The sequence below is a fragment of the Cellulomonas sp. NPDC055163 genome (assembly GCF_053607065.1).
In genome coordinates this window covers 39817-53256 of sequence record NZ_JBSGSU010000009.1, presented here as the reverse complement: position 1 = coordinate 53256, position 13440 = coordinate 39817, and the positions used below count along the sequence as shown (strand labels likewise).

Below are 13440 nucleotides of genomic sequence, written 5' to 3'. Positions count from 1 at the left end.
CGCGTCAGACGCGGTTGACCCACGACGCCGCGAGCGCCTCGTCCTCGAGGTCGAGCTCGCGCAGCACACGGCGCATCACCGTCTCGTCGAGCTCGCCCGCGTCACGGCGCTCGACGAGCACCTCGCGCTGGGCGCGCACGAGGTCGCGGCGGAGCTGCTGCCCGCGCCTGCCGGCGAGCGGGGCCGGCAGGAGGCGGCCGGACGCGCCGTCCCCGTCCTCGCCTCGCCGCGTCCCGCCCTCGGGGTCGATCATCGCGGCGGCCGCCTGGGCGCGGGCGGTGGTCGCGCCGACGAGGCGCTGGACGAGCCGGGCGGCCTGCTCGTCGCCGAGCTCGCGCGCCCACTCCGGGGCCCGCTCCTCGAGCACCCGCCGGACGGCACCCGCGGTCGCGACGCGCAGCTCCGCCTCCTGCGACGCGTCGCGCGCGTCCTCCTCCTGCGACCCCACCCCGAGCCGGCGGATGACCCACGGGAGCGTGAGCCCCTGCAGCAGGAGGGTCCCGATCGCGACGGTGTAGGCGACGAGCTGCAGCGACGCCCGGTAGGGGAACTCCTCGCCGTCGACCTCCGCCGGCACCGCGGCCGCCGCGGCGAGGGTCACGACGCCCCGCATGCCGGCCCACGAGACCACCGCCGACTCGCGCGCGGTGAGCAGGTCGGCGGGCCGCTCGCCCGTCGCGCCGGCGTGACGCCGGCGGCGCACGTGCCCGGTCGCGAGCACGTACAGGGGGCGGACGAGGAGCACGGTCCCGAGCACCGCGAGCGCGACGAGCGCGGCGCTCGCGAGTCCCTCGTGCGAGCGGCGGACGTCGTCGATCAGCCACGGCAGCTGCAGGCCGATGAGGGCGAACGTGAACGCCTCGAGCGGGAGCACGAGCGTCGACCACAGCGGCGTCTGGAACAGGCGCGTCGCGAACCCGGCGCGCGGGGAGGTGTGACCCAGGTACAGCCCCGCGGCGACGACCGCGAGCACGCCCGAGCCGCCCAGCGCCTCGGCCGACCAGTACGCCGCGAACGGGGTGAGCAGCCCGACCGCCGACGCGACCACCGGGTCGTCGAGCCGCATGCGTGCCTGGTGCACGACGACGCCGAGCCCGAGCCCGAGCGCGACGCCGACCAGGACCGCGAGCGCGAAGACCCCCGCGCCGCCCGAGAACGCCGCCGTGCCGGTCGCCACCGCCGCGAGCGCGACCTTGTACAGCGTCAGGGAGGTCGCGTCGTTGATCAGGCTCTCGCCCGAGAGCATCGACATGACCCGCCGCGGCAGCCCGAGCCGGCGCCCCACCGCGGCGGCGGCCACGGCGTCCGGCGGGGCCACCACGGCGCCGAGCACGAGCGCGACGGCGAACGGCAGGTCGTCGACCAGCAGCCACACGACGAGCGCGACGGCGAACGCGCTGACCAGCACGAGCCCGACGCCGAGCCGCAGGATCGGCCCGACGTAGCGGCGGACGTCCTGGTACGAGCTCTCGGTCGCCGCGGAGTACAGCAGCGGCGGCAGCACGAACTCGAGGATCAGCTCGGGGTCGACCTCGTAGCGCGGGACACCCGGCACGAACGACACGACGAGCCCGACCGCGACGAGCACGAGCGGCGACGGCCACCCCCAGCGCCGGCACGCCGCGGTGACGGCGACGGCCCCGGCGACGAGGACGAAGATCTCGACGTGGTGCATGCGGCTCCCGGACCGGTCGGCGTGCGCACGAGCCTAGGTCGGGCCCGCGGCCCGCGCGCGGTCGCCTTGCAACCGCGCGCGCGTGATGCGCTACTGGACGGCGCGACCCGTGGGGGTCGCCGACCCGCGGACAGGAGACCCATGGCTGAGCAGGACCACGTCGAGCTCGTCGACCCCGACGGGACGGCGTCCGGCGTCGCGCTGGTCTCCCAGGCGCACGCCGCCCCGGGCCTCCTGCACCGCGCGTACTCCGTGCAGCTCGTGGACGGCGAGGGGCGGCTCCTGCTGCAGCGGCGCGCCGCCGTGAAGCGGCGCTTCGCCGGCCTGTGGTCGAACTCGACGTGCGGCCACCCGGCCCCGGGCACCGCGCTCGCGGACGCCGCGCGGGTGCGGGTGCGCGAGGAGCTCGGCGTCGACGTCGACGGGCTCGTCGAGGTCGGGGCCTTCCAGTACAGCGCCCCCGACGCCGCCTCGGGGCACGTCGAGCGTGAGCACGACCACGTGCTGGTGGCCCGGTTCGACGGCGCGCTCTCCCCGGACCCGGACGAGGTGTCCGAGGTGCGGTGGGTCACGCGCGACGAGGCCGCGGGGCTCGTCGCGGCGGGGGAGACGACGCCGTGGTTCGCCCAGGTGCTGGCGCTCGCGTCGCCCGGGGTGCCCGCGCGGGGCTGAGCCGGGCGGGCCGTCACGCCGGGCGGGACCCGTCGTCCGAGGCGGGCAGCCTGCGGTGCGCGGCCGGGACGCGCCGTACGGGGAGCGCACTGCTCGCCTCCGACGGCGACCGTCGGGCTCCGGCGGCGACGCGCCGGCTCCGGCAGCGACGTGCCGGGTGAGGGGAGAGGTGCCCGCGAAAGGACTCGAACCTTCGACCTTCTGCTCCGGAGGCAGACGCTCTATCCACTGAGCTACGCGGGCCTGCGCCGGTCGTGCTGGCGCGGTGCACGACACTACCAGCCCCGGCGCCCGGCCGGTTCGAGCAGATCCACACCCCGGCGGGGCGATCCGCCCCGGGCGCAGACGGGCGGCGGCAGCTCAGCCGCGTCCGACGAGCGCCGACAGGTACGTCTCGACCTCGGTCATCGCGGTCTCCTCGTCGCCGGCCACGATCGCCGCCACGAGGTCGTCGTGCCCCGCGTCGCCGAGCGAGGGCCGCTCGAAGTTGAACCGGATGTTCTCGCTGATCGCGTCGACGAGGCTCTCGTACAGCGAGAGCAGCACCGGGTTGCGGGCCGCACGCCCGATCGCGAGGTGCAGCGCGAGGTCGGTGCTCACCATCTCGTCGAGGTCGCCGCCCGCGTACGCCACCGCGCGCTGCTCGCGCAGCCGCTCGAGCGTCGTGACGTCGGTGGCCGAGCGTCGCCGGGCCGCGAGCCGCGCCGCCTCGACCTCGAGGCTGCGCCGGACCTCGACGACGTCGCGCTGGCGGGCGTCGGCGATCTGGCGGCCCATCGTCACGGCGAGCTCGGACGTCGAGAGCACGTACGTGCCCGAGCCCTGCCGCCGCGCGAGCAGCCCCGCGTGCACGAGCGACTGCACCGCCTCGCGCACGGTGTTGCGCCCGACCCCGAGGAGCTCGGCGAGCGCCGGCTCGGGCGGGATGCGCGTGCCGACGGCCCACTGGCCCGAGGTGATGCGCTGGCGCAGCGTGTCGACGGCGTTGTCGATCAGACCGGTGCGGCGTGTCATCCCGTCCCTCTTCGCGTCCGTGACGACCTGCCGCGGTGCGGGCCGCAGGTCGAGTGCCGGTGCAGTCAACACCGTGCACGGCGGTGACCGCCAGGGACCGGGGACCTCGGCATCCGGACGAGCGTCCGGCAGGTGCGTGCGACGGGGCGTGCGGGCGTCCGCCCCGGGGGCGCGCGGGTGTCCACGACGGGCCGCGGGCGCGTGCGCGACGGGGTGTGCGGCGGCCGCGCGGGCGTGCGTGACGGGGCGCGCGGGGTGTGCGCGACGGCGGCCCGAGCGGGTCGGGCCGGGCATCCGGGGAACGCCCGACCGGCGGAATCCGGTCGGGGTGCCGGGCCCGCGCTCGGTACCCTGGGCCGGTGACCCCCGCTGAGCTCTCCCAGGCCCTCCGTGCTGCCCTCGTGGCCGCGGTCGACGACGGCACGTTCGCCCTCGACGCCGCGTCGATCCCCGCCGAGGTCCACGTCGAGCGCCCGCGCCAGCGCGAGCACGGCGACTGGGCCACCAACGTCGCGATGCAGCTCGCGAAGAAGGCCGGCACCAACCCGCGGGCCTTCGCGGAGGAGCTCGCGCGCCGCCTCGCCGAGCACTCGGGCGTCGCGAAGGTCGACGTCGCGGGCCCCGGCTTCCTCAACATCACGCTCGACGCGGCCGCTGCCGGCGAGCTCGCGCGCTCGATCGTCGAGCAGGGCGCCGCCTACGGGCGCACGCAGGCGCTCGCCGGCGAGCGCATCAACCTCGAGTTCGTCTCGGCCAACCCGACGGGGCCGCTGCACATCGGCGGCGTGCGCTGGGCGGCGGTGGGCGACTCGCTCGCGCGCGTGCTGCAGGCGTCCGGGGCGGACGTGACGCGCGAGTACTACTTCAACGACCACGGCGCGCAGATCGACCGGTTCGCGCGCTCGCTCGTCGCCCGTGCGCGCGGCGAGGCCGCCCCCGAGGACGGCTACGGCGGGCAGTACATCAGCGACATCGCCGAGGCCGTCGTCGCGGACGCGCTCGCGGCCGGCGAGCCCGACCCCCGCACGCTGCCCGACGCCGCGGCGGTCGAGGCGTTCCGCGCGCGCGGCGTCGAGCGCATGTTCGGCGAGATCAAGACCAAGCTGCACGACTTCCGCGTCGACTTCGACGTGTACTTCCACGAGGACTCGCTGCACGAGTCGCGGGCCGTCGAGCGGGCGATCGCACGCCTGCGCGAGCTCGGGCACATCTTCGAGACCGACGGCGCGACGTGGCTGCGGACCACGGAGTTCGGGGACGACAAGGACCGCGTCATCGTGAAGTCCGACGGCGAGGCCGCGTACATCGCGGGCGACCTAGCGTACTACCTCGACAAGCGCGAGCGCGGCTTCGACCGGGCGATCATCATGCTCGGCGCGGACCACCACGGGTACATCGGCCGCATGATGGCGATGTGCGCGGCGTTCGGGGACACCCCGGGCGTCAACCTCGAGATCCTCATCGGGCAGATGGTCAACCTGCTCAAGGACGGCGAGCCGGTCCGGATGTCGAAGCGTGCGGGCACGATCATCTCGCTCGACGACCTCGTCGACGCCGTCGGGATCGACGCCGCCCGGTACGCGCTCGCGCGCTCCGCGGCGAACTCGCAGCTCGACATCGACCTGGACCTGCTCGCGAGCGCGACCAACGAGAACCCGGTGCACTACGTGCAGTACGCGCACGCCCGCACGGTGGGCGTCGGGCGCAACGCCGCGGACTCCGGCGTCGACCGCGCCGCCGGGTTCGACCCCTCGCTCCTCGACCACGAGGCCGACGCGGTCCTCCTCGGTCTGCTCGCGCAGCTGCCGCGCGTCGTGACCCAGGCCGCCGAGCTCCGCGAGCCGCACCGCGTCGCCCGGTACCTCGAGGAGGTCGCCGGTGCCTACCAGAAGTGGTACGAGCTGCGCCGCGTCACGCCGATGGGCGAGGAGGAGGTCACGGACGTGCACCGCACGCGGCTGTGGCTCAACGACGCGACCCGCCAGGTCCTCGCGAACGGCCTCGAGCTCCTGGGCGTGAGCGCGCCCCAGCGCAAGTGACCGGCTCGCCCTGGTCGAGCGGCGTCGCCCGCACGTCCGACGGCGCTGTCACGGTCGCGGGCGTCGACGTGCGCGCGCTCGCGGCCGAGCACGGGACCCCGGCATACGTGCTCGACGAGGCGGACTTCCGCTCCCGCGCCCGGGCGTACCGGGACGCGTTCGCCGCGGCGTTCGAGCCCCTCGGCACGGGCGTCGACGTGTACTACGCGGGCAAGGCGTTCCTCTCGGTCGCCGTCGCCCGGTGGGCGCACGAGGAGGGGCTGCGCGTCGACACCGCGACGGGCGGCGAGCTCGCGGTCGCGCTGCGCGCCGGGCTGCCGGGCTCGGAGATCGGGCTGCACGGCAACAACAAGTCGGACTCCGAGCTCGCGCGGGCGCTCGCCGCGGGGGTCGGCCGGATCATCGTCGACTCGATCGGCGAGGTCGAGCGCGTGGCGGAGGCCGCGCGCGCCCACGGCGGCGACCCGGCCCCGGTCATGGTGCGCGTCACGACGGGCGTGCACGCGGGCGGCCACGAGTACATCTCGACCGCGCACGAGGACCAGAAGTTCGGGCTCTCGCTCGTCGCCGGTCCGGGCGGCGGCACGAGCCCCGCGATGACCGCGCTGCGCGCCGTGCTCGACCGCCCCGAGCTGCACCTGCTCGGCATCCACTCGCACATCGGCTCCCAGATCCTCGACCCGTCGGGCTTCGAGGTCGCCGCGCGCAAGGTCCTCGGGCTGCGCGCCGAGCTCGCGCGCGAAACCGGCTACCTCGTCCCCGAGGTCGACCTCGGCGGCGGCTACGGCATCGCGTACGTGCCGGGCGAGGTCCCGCTCGACCCGGCCCGCGTCGCGAAGGACCTCGCGTCCACGGTCGACGCGGTGTGCGCGGAGCTGTCCACGCCGCTGCCGCGCCTGTCGATCGAGCCGGGCCGGGCGATCGTCGGCCCCACCACGTGCACGCTCTACACGGTCGGCACCGTCAAGCCCGTCGCGCTCGACGACGGCCGCACGCGTCTGTACGTGTCGGTGGACGGCGGCATGAGCGACAACATCCGCCCCGCGCTGTACGGCGCGGCCTACCACGCGGAGGTCGTGTCCCGCACGAGCGCCGAGCCCGGCGTGCTCGCGCGGGTCGTCGGCAAGCACTGCGAGAGCGGCGACATCGTCGTCCACGAGGTGCAGCTGCCGGCCGACGTGCGCGCCGGCGACCTGCTCGCGGTCGCGGCGACGGGCGCGTACGGACGCTCGATGGCCTCGAACTACAACCACGTGCCGCGCCCGCCGGTCGTCGCCGTGACGGCCGGGGCCACGCGCGTGCTCGTGCGCCGCGAGACCGAGGACGACCTGCTGGCGCTGGACCAGGGCTGAGCGGCGCAGCCGCCCGCACCGCGCGGGCCCCTATCCTGTGACCCGGTCGGACGGCCCCGCGGCGCGCGTGCCGAGCAGCACGCACCGCCTGGACGGACGGCCCGACGAGACCGACGCACGACCCCAGAGACGACCGAGCGGGCGCAGCCCCGAGGCGGAGGCCGACGCAGTGACAGCAGCCGACGGGCAGGCAGGCGCCCCGACCGACGAGCGCACCGGCGAGCCCCGCACGACGCCGCTGCGCGTGGCCGTGCTGGGGTGCGGGGTCGTGGGCACCGAGGTCGTGCGCCTCCTGACGACCCAGGCCGACGACCTCGCCGCACGCACGGGCGCCCGGCTCGAGCTCGTCGGGATCGCCGTCCGCGACACCGCGACGCCGCGCGACCCCGTCGTCGACCCCGCGCTGCTCACGACCGACGCGGAGGGACTCGTCACGCGCGCCGACCTCGTGATCGAGGTCGTCGGCGGCATCGAGCCCGCGCGCTCGCTCCTGCTGCGTGCGATCGAGCACGGCGCGTCGGTGGTCACGGCCAACAAGGCGCTGCTCGCGCAGGACGGCCCCACCCTGTATGCCGCCGCGGACGCCGCGGGCGTCGACGTGTACTTCGAGGCCGCCGTCGCGGGTGCGATCCCGATCGTGCGCCCCGTCCGGGAGTCGCTCGCGGGGGACCGCGTGCGCCGCGTGCTCGGGATCGTGAACGGCACCACGAACTACGTGCTCGACCGCATGACGAGCGAGGGCCTCGACCTCGACCAGGCCGTCAAGGAGGCGCAGGCGCTCGGGTACGCGGAGGCCGACCCGACCGCCGACGTCGAGGGCTTCGACGCCGCCGCGAAGGCCGCGATCCTCGCCTCGCTCGCGTTCCACACCCGGGTGTCGATCGACGACGTGGACCGCGAGGGCATCACGGCGATCACCGCGGACGACGTCGCGTGGGCCGAGCGCACGGGCTACGTCATCAAGCTGCTCGCGATCGCTGAGCGCCGTGACGAGGGCGTCCAGGTGCGCGTGCACCCCGCGCTCGTCCCGCTCGCCCACCCGCTCGCGGGGGTCCGCGGGGCGTTCAACGCGGTGTTCGTCGAGGCCGAGGCCGCGGGCGAGCTCATGTTCTACGGCCGCGGCGCCGGCGGTGCCCCCACGGCGTCCGCCGTCCTGGGCGACGTGGTCTCGGCCGCGCGCCACCGGGTGCTCGGCGGCAAGGGGCCGGTCGAGTCGTCGTACGCCGGCCTGCCGGTGCTGCCCGCGTCGTCGGCGCGCACGCGCTACCAGGTCCGCCTCGACGTGCAGGACCGCCCGGGCGTGCTCGCCCAGGTCGCCGCGCTGCTCGCCGACCACGGCGTCTCGATCGAGGCGGTCCGCCAGGCGCCCGCGCCGCTGGGCCCGGACGGCGGCGACGGCCTCGCGCGCCTGATCATCACGACGCACGAGGCGTCCGAGGAGTCGCTCGCGGCCACCGTCGCCGCGATCACCGAGCACGAGGCGGTCCGCCGGGTGCTGTCCGTGCTGCGAGTCGAGGGAGTCTGATGGCCCACCAGTGGCGAGGCATCATCGCCGAGTACGCGGACCGGCTGCCCGAGCACGTGCAGCGCAAGGTCGTCACGCTCGGGGAGGGCGGCACGCCGCTCGTCCCGGCGCCGGCCCTGTCGGAGCTCACGGGCGCCGAGGTGTTCCTCAAGGTCGAGGGCATGAACCCGACCGGTTCCTTCAAGGACCGCGGCATGACCACGGCGATCTCGTCGGCGGCCGGGCGCGGTGCCAAGGCGGTCGTCTGCGCGTCGACCGGCAACACGTCGGCGTCGGCGGCGGCGTACGCCACGGCGGCCGGGATGCTGTGCGCGGTGCTCGTGCCGGACGGCAAGATCGCGATGGGCAAGCTCAGCCAGGCCATCGCGCACGGCGCGCGCCTGCTGCAGGTCGACGGCAACTTCGACGACTGCCTCGTCGCGGCCCGCAAGCTCGCCGAGGTGTACCCGGTCGAGCTCGTCAACTCGGTCAACCCCGACCGCATCGAGGGCCAGAAGACCGGCTCGTTCGAGGTCGTCGACGCGCTCGGCGACGCGCCCGACATCCACGCGCTGCCCGTGGGCAACGCCGGGAACATCACGGCGTACTGGCGCGGCTACCGCGAGTACGCAGGGCTCGACGCGGGCGAGCAGCACGCCGCCGTCGCCACCCGGACCCCCGCGATGTGGGGGTTCCAGGCCGCCGGTGCGGCGCCCATCGTCGCGGGCCACCCCGTCGACCAGCCCGAGACGATCGCGACCGCGATCCGCATCGGCAACCCGGCGTCGTGGCAGCAGGCCGAGGACGCGCGCGACACCTCGGGCGGCCTGATCGAGGCCGTGACCGACGAGCAGATCCTCGCCGCGCACCGCATCCTGTCGAGCCGGGTCGGCGTGTTCGTCGAGCCCGCCTCGGCCGCGGGCGTCGCCGGCATCCTCATGCTCGCGGAGCAGGGTCGGGTCCCCGCGGGCGCGCGCATCGTCGTGACGGTCACGGGCCACGGTCTGAAGGACCCCCAGTGGGCGCTCAAGACGGCCGACGGCTCCGAGATCGTGCCCGTGCGCGTCAGTGCGGACGTCGTGTCGATCGCCGACGCGCTCGAGCTCTCCTGAGCCGCACGACCATGCGCCTCGGTCACCACCACGTGCGCGCGCGCGTCCCCGCGACGAGCGCGAACCTCGGCCCGGGCTTCGACGCGCTCGGGCTCGCGCTCGGCCTGCACGACGATCTCGAGGTGCGCGCGCTGGGGTCGCCGGGCGTCGTGGTCGACGTGACGGGGGAGGGCGCCGGCTCCGTGCCCCGCGGCGAGGACCACCTCGTGGTGCGCGCGCTGCGGCTCGCGCTCGACCACGTCGGTGCGTCGCAGACCGGCCTGCACCTGACGTGCACCAACCGCATCCCGCACGGTCGGGGGCTCGGGTCGTCGGCGGCCGCGGCGGTCGGCGGGCTCCTGCTCGCGCGTGCGCTGATCGCGGACCCCGAGGCGCTCGACGACGACACCGTGCTCGGCCTCGCCACCGAGCTCGAGGGCCACCCGGACAACGCCGCGCCCGCGCTGCTCGGCGGTGCGACGATCGCGTGGCTCGAGGGCGCGGACGAGCGGGCGCCGGGCGCGCCCACGGGCCTCGGCGCTGGTGCCGGGGCGGTCGGACCGGACGGAGCCGACGGCCGCGAGGCACGGACCACGACGTCGCCCGCGCCCACGACGAGCCCCGACCGTCCGCGTGCGGTCCGCCTCGACCTCCACCCGGACGTCGCCCCGCTCGTCGTCGTCCCGGCGACCGAGCTGTCGACGCAGCGCGCCCGCGGGGTGCTGCCGGCGAGCGTCCCGCACGCCGACGCCGCCCGGCAGGCCGGGCGGGCCGCGCTGCTCGTCGAGGCGCTCTCACGCCGCCCCGACCTCCTGCTGGCGGCGACCCGCGACTGGCTGCACCAGCCCTGGCGCCGCGACGTCATGCCGGACAGCCTCGCGCTCGTCGACGCGCTGCGGGCGCACGGTGTCGCGGCGGTAGTCTCCGGCGCCGGGCCGACCGTGCTCGCGCTCGCACGTACCCGGCGGGACGCCGCGGGGACGGCCGTCGGCACCGACGCGGACGCCGTGGTCGACGACGCGTTCGGCGGCGTCATGGGCGGCTGGACCGTGCTGCGCCCGGAGGTCGACCTCACCGGCGGGAGCGCCTGGCCCGTCGGCTGACGACCCCGATGCGCGGGTCCCGGGCGTCGGCCTCACGGGTCTCGCGGACCGCGCCCGACCGGTCTTGCGGACCGCGCCCGACCGGTCTCGCGGCCGCGGTGGACCCGGCGACGAACCCCCCGCCACCCGGTCGGGTGAACATGCGTCCAGAAGCGGGCGGTATCACACGCGGTGGTACGATGACGCTGTTCCCCGGATCTCGTGCTCCGTCACGTTCCCGTCTCTCCACACCCGCACACCTCACCTTCGAGGGTGCGCGACGGGCGCCCGCGAGCCCAGCCGGGAGCGATCCAGCCCACGTGCGCAGACGTCGTCGTACGCAGCGCGTGTGGCTCCAGCAACGTTCCGGCCGCTCAGGACCGGACGTAGGCCGAACCCGCAGGCCGGGTGCGCGCCACCGACGAGGGGGAAGGGTCCTTCGTGACAGACACCATCGAGTCCGCCGTGAGCACCAGCACCGGTGGATCGAGCCGCAGCGCCGCGATCTCGGCACTGCGACTGCCCGAGCTCCAGGCGCTCGCCGCCGAGCTCGGCGTGACCGGGACGTCCAAGATGCGCAAGAGCGATCTCGTGGACGCCATCAGGACCAAGCGCTCGGGCGGCCGCACGCCGGCGCCCGAGGCGCAGCTGGCTGCCGAGCAGCCGACGCTCGCCGGGGTCACCGCGGGGAGCGCGCCCGAGACGGCGTCCGAGCCCGCACGCGCGGTACGCACCGGCGGTCGCCGGGCGAGCCGCCGTGAGGAGGCCCCGCGCGTCGAGCAGCCCGAGCCCGCCGAGCGGGAGGCCACGAACGGCGACGTCGCCGTCCGCGTCGACGCCCGGCTGGAGGCCGTCGAGCGCACGCTCGACGCACGCGTCGCCGGGGAGACGCGGGACGAGCGGGCCGCACGGGCCGCCGAGGCCATCGCGCCGCTCGCGGGCGAGCGCCGCTCGCGCCGGTCCGGGCGGGGCGCCGGTGCGCCGCGCGTCGAGGCCGGTGCGGACGTCGAGGTGCGTCCCGAGGTCGAGCAGGGCGGTCAGCAGCGCGACGGCGGCCAGCGAGACGGCGCGCAGCGCGACGGCGGGCCGCAGCGCGAGGGCCAGCGCGACGGCGCGCAGCAGCGCGAGGGTCAGCCCCGCGACGCCCAGCCGCGGCAGAACCGCGACCAGGGCCAGGCCGCCGGCAACCAGGCGCTGCTCGAGGACGACGAGCGCGGCGGTCGTCGCCGGCGCTCGCGCGACCGCTACCGCGACCGTGACCGCACCAAGCCGCAGCGCGGCCGGGGCGGCCGGGCCACCGGCGGCGACCTCGCCGGGTACGAGGAGATCGAGGTCGGCGAGGACGACGTCCTGCTGCCCGTCGCCGGGATCCTCGACATCCTCGACAGCTACGCGTTCGTCCGCACGACCGGCTACCTGCCCGGCCCGAACGACGTGTACGTCTCGCTCGGCCAGGTCAAGAAGGCCGGGCTGCGACGCGGCGACGCCGTGACCGGTGCCGTCCGCCAGCCGCGCGAGGGCGAGCAGCTGCCGCAGGGCAGCGCCGCGCGCGCCAAGTTCAACGCGCTCGTGCGCCTCGACTCGGTCAACGGCCTGCCGCCCGAGGAGGCGCGCCAGCGTGCGGAGTTCTCGAAGCTCACGCCGCTGTACCCGCAGGAGCGCCTGCGCCTCGAGAGCGAGCCGAACAAGCTCACGCCCCGCGTGATCGACATCGTCGCGCCGATCGGCAAGGGCCAGCGCGGGCTGATCGTGTCGCCGCCCAAGGCCGGCAAGACGATCATCATGCAGCAGATCGCCAACGCGATCACCACGAACAACCCCGAGGTCCACCTCATGGTCGTGCTCGTCGACGAGCGCCCCGAGGAGGTCACGGACATGGAGCGGACGGTCAAGGGCGAGGTCATCGCCTCGACGTTCGACCGCCCCGCGTCGGACCACACGATCGTCGCGGAGCTCGCGATCGAGCGGGCCAAGCGTCTCGTCGAGCTCGGCCAGGACGTCGTCGTGCTGCTCGACTCGCTCACGCGCCTGTCGCGGGCCTACAACCTCGCGGCGCCCGCGTCGGGCCGCATCCTCTCGGGCGGTGTCGACGCCTCGGCGCTGTACCCGCCCAAGCGGTTCTTCGGTGCGGCGCGCAACATCGAGCACGGCGGCTCGCTCACGATCCTCGCCTCGGCGCTCGTGGAGACCGGCTCCAAGATGGACGAGGTCATCTTCGAGGAGTTCAAGGGCACCGGGAACATGGAGCTGCGGCTCTCCCGGAACCTGGCGGACAAGCGCATCTTCCCGGCGGTCGACGTCAACGCCTCGGGCACGCGCCGCGAGGAGATCCTCATGGGGTCCGACGAGCTCAAGATCGTGTGGAAGCTCCGCCGCGTCATGGGGGCGCTCGACCAGCAGCAGGCGATCGAGCTCCTGCTCGGCAAGCTCCGCGAGACCCGCTCGAACGCGGAGTTCCTCATGCAGGTCCAGAAGACGACGCCCAGCAACAACGACTGACGACCGCGCCGCGCCCGGTCCGGGAGCGGCGCGCGTCGGTCACCACGACCGTGCGCCGAGCGCGTCGGCGGGTCCGGGAAGGTTTCGGGCCCTCGCCGTGTTCTGGCACAATGTTCCGTTGGTCTGCGGTTCACGTGTGCGGTTCGCGTGCACGACCCGGAGACGACCCAGCGAGGAGAACCCTGTGAAGTCTGACATCCACCCCGCGTACGTCGTGACCCAGGTGACGTGCACCTGTGGCAACACGTTCACGACGAGGTCCACCGAGACCTCGGGCCAGATCCGCACCGACGTGTGCAGCGCGTGCCACCCGTTCTACACGGGCAAGCAGAAGATCCTCGACACCGGTGGCCGCGTGGCCCGGTTCGAGGCGCGCTACGGCAAGAAGCCGGCCGCCGCGCCGGCCGCCGACACCTCGGCCGAGTAGCGACCTGACAGCGCCGGTGCCCGGCGGACGACTGCCCTCCATGGCAGTGTCCGCGCAGGGCACCGGCGCTGTTCGTCTGCCCGGG

At 75.3% G+C, this 13440-nt stretch carries 10 protein-coding genes and 1 tRNA gene; 8 read left to right on the top strand and 3 right to left on the bottom strand.

Annotated features, from left to right (window positions below; translation table 11 throughout):
- Positions 1-4 precede the first annotated feature (4 nt).
- Positions 5-1675 carry a cation:proton antiporter gene (locus ACWFNE_RS17405; protein ID WP_452123680.1) on the bottom strand — a complete coding sequence of 557 codons (1671 nt, stop codon included), beginning with the start codon at positions 1673-1675 and terminating at the stop codon, positions 5-7.
- Between the two features lie 141 nt (positions 1676-1816).
- On the opposite strand from ACWFNE_RS17405, the gene idi reads away from it, so the two are divergent.
- Positions 1817-2347, top strand: a complete 531-nt coding sequence (idi, locus tag ACWFNE_RS17400) for an isopentenyl-diphosphate Delta-isomerase (RefSeq protein ID WP_452123679.1) — start codon at positions 1817-1819, stop codon at positions 2345-2347.
- Positions 2348-2517: 170 nt separating this feature from the next.
- On the opposite strand, the gene ACWFNE_RS17395 is transcribed toward idi, so the two are convergent.
- Both ACWFNE_RS17395 and ACWFNE_RS17390 read right to left on the bottom strand, forming a co-directional pair.
- Positions 2518-2590 (bottom strand) — tRNA-Arg (locus ACWFNE_RS17395).
- A gap of 117 nt (positions 2591-2707) precedes the next feature.
- Complete coding sequence (locus ACWFNE_RS17390; protein WP_452123678.1) at positions 2708-3361, bottom strand: FadR/GntR family transcriptional regulator; 654 nt, start codon at positions 3359-3361, stop codon at positions 2708-2710.
- 359 nt (positions 3362-3720) lie between these two features.
- On the opposite strand from ACWFNE_RS17390, the gene argS reads away from it, so the two are divergent.
- The 7 genes from argS to rpmE all read left to right on the top strand — a co-directional run bounded on the left by argS (position 3721) and on the right by rpmE (position 13355).
- Positions 3721-5400 carry an arginine--tRNA ligase gene (gene argS, locus ACWFNE_RS17385; protein WP_452123677.1) on the top strand — a complete coding sequence of 560 codons (1680 nt, stop codon included), beginning with the start codon at positions 3721-3723 and terminating at the stop codon, positions 5398-5400.
- Positions 5397-6752 (top strand): diaminopimelate decarboxylase, encoded by a 1356-nt coding sequence (gene lysA, locus ACWFNE_RS17380; protein ID WP_452123676.1) that lies wholly within the window; start codon positions 5397-5399, stop codon positions 6750-6752. Before argS ends, lysA begins: the two co-directional genes overlap by 4 nt.
- A 238-nt stretch (positions 6753-6990) precedes the next feature.
- Positions 6991-8277, top strand: coding sequence for a homoserine dehydrogenase (locus tag ACWFNE_RS17375; protein ID WP_452123776.1), 1287 nt, complete (start codon positions 6991-6993; stop codon positions 8275-8277).
- Positions 8277-9368 carry a threonine synthase gene (thrC, locus tag ACWFNE_RS17370; RefSeq protein WP_452123675.1) on the top strand — a complete coding sequence of 364 codons (1092 nt, stop codon included), beginning with the start codon at positions 8277-8279 and terminating at the stop codon, positions 9366-9368. The genes ACWFNE_RS17375 and thrC overlap by 1 nt, the downstream gene beginning before the upstream one ends.
- Positions 9369-9379: 11 nt before the next feature.
- Entirely contained in the window at positions 9380-10450 is a 1071-nt protein-coding gene (gene thrB / locus ACWFNE_RS17365; protein WP_452123674.1) for a homoserine kinase, read from the top strand.
- Positions 10451-10870: 420 nt separating this feature from the next.
- On the top strand, positions 10871-12928 hold the full coding sequence (rho, locus tag ACWFNE_RS17360) for a transcription termination factor Rho (RefSeq protein WP_452123673.1): 2058 nt from the start codon (positions 10871-10873) through the stop codon (positions 12926-12928).
- 184 nt (positions 12929-13112) lie between these two features.
- Complete coding sequence (gene rpmE, locus ACWFNE_RS17355) at positions 13113-13355, top strand: 50S ribosomal protein L31 (protein WP_412867938.1); 243 nt, start codon at positions 13113-13115, stop codon at positions 13353-13355.
- The last annotated feature ends 85 nt before the right edge of the window (positions 13356-13440 follow it).

What these genes read in the sequence shown, in the direction of transcription:
- ACWFNE_RS17405 (WP_452123680.1), bottom strand. Translation starts at nt 1,675, where the DNA reads ATGCACCACGTCGAGATCTTCGTCCTCGTCGCCGGGGCCGTCGCCGTC.
- idi (WP_452123679.1), top strand. Translation starts at nt 1,817, where the DNA reads ATGGCTGAGCAGGACCACGTCGAGCTCGTCGACCCCGACGGGACGGCG.
- ACWFNE_RS17390 (WP_452123678.1), bottom strand. Translation starts at nt 3,361, where the DNA reads ATGACACGCCGCACCGGTCTGATCGACAACGCCGTCGACACGCTGCGC.
- thrC (WP_452123675.1), top strand. Translation starts at nt 8,277, where the DNA reads ATGGCCCACCAGTGGCGAGGCATCATCGCCGAGTACGCGGACCGGCTG.
- thrB (WP_452123674.1), top strand. Translation starts at nt 9,380, where the DNA reads ATGCGCCTCGGTCACCACCACGTGCGCGCGCGCGTCCCCGCGACGAGC.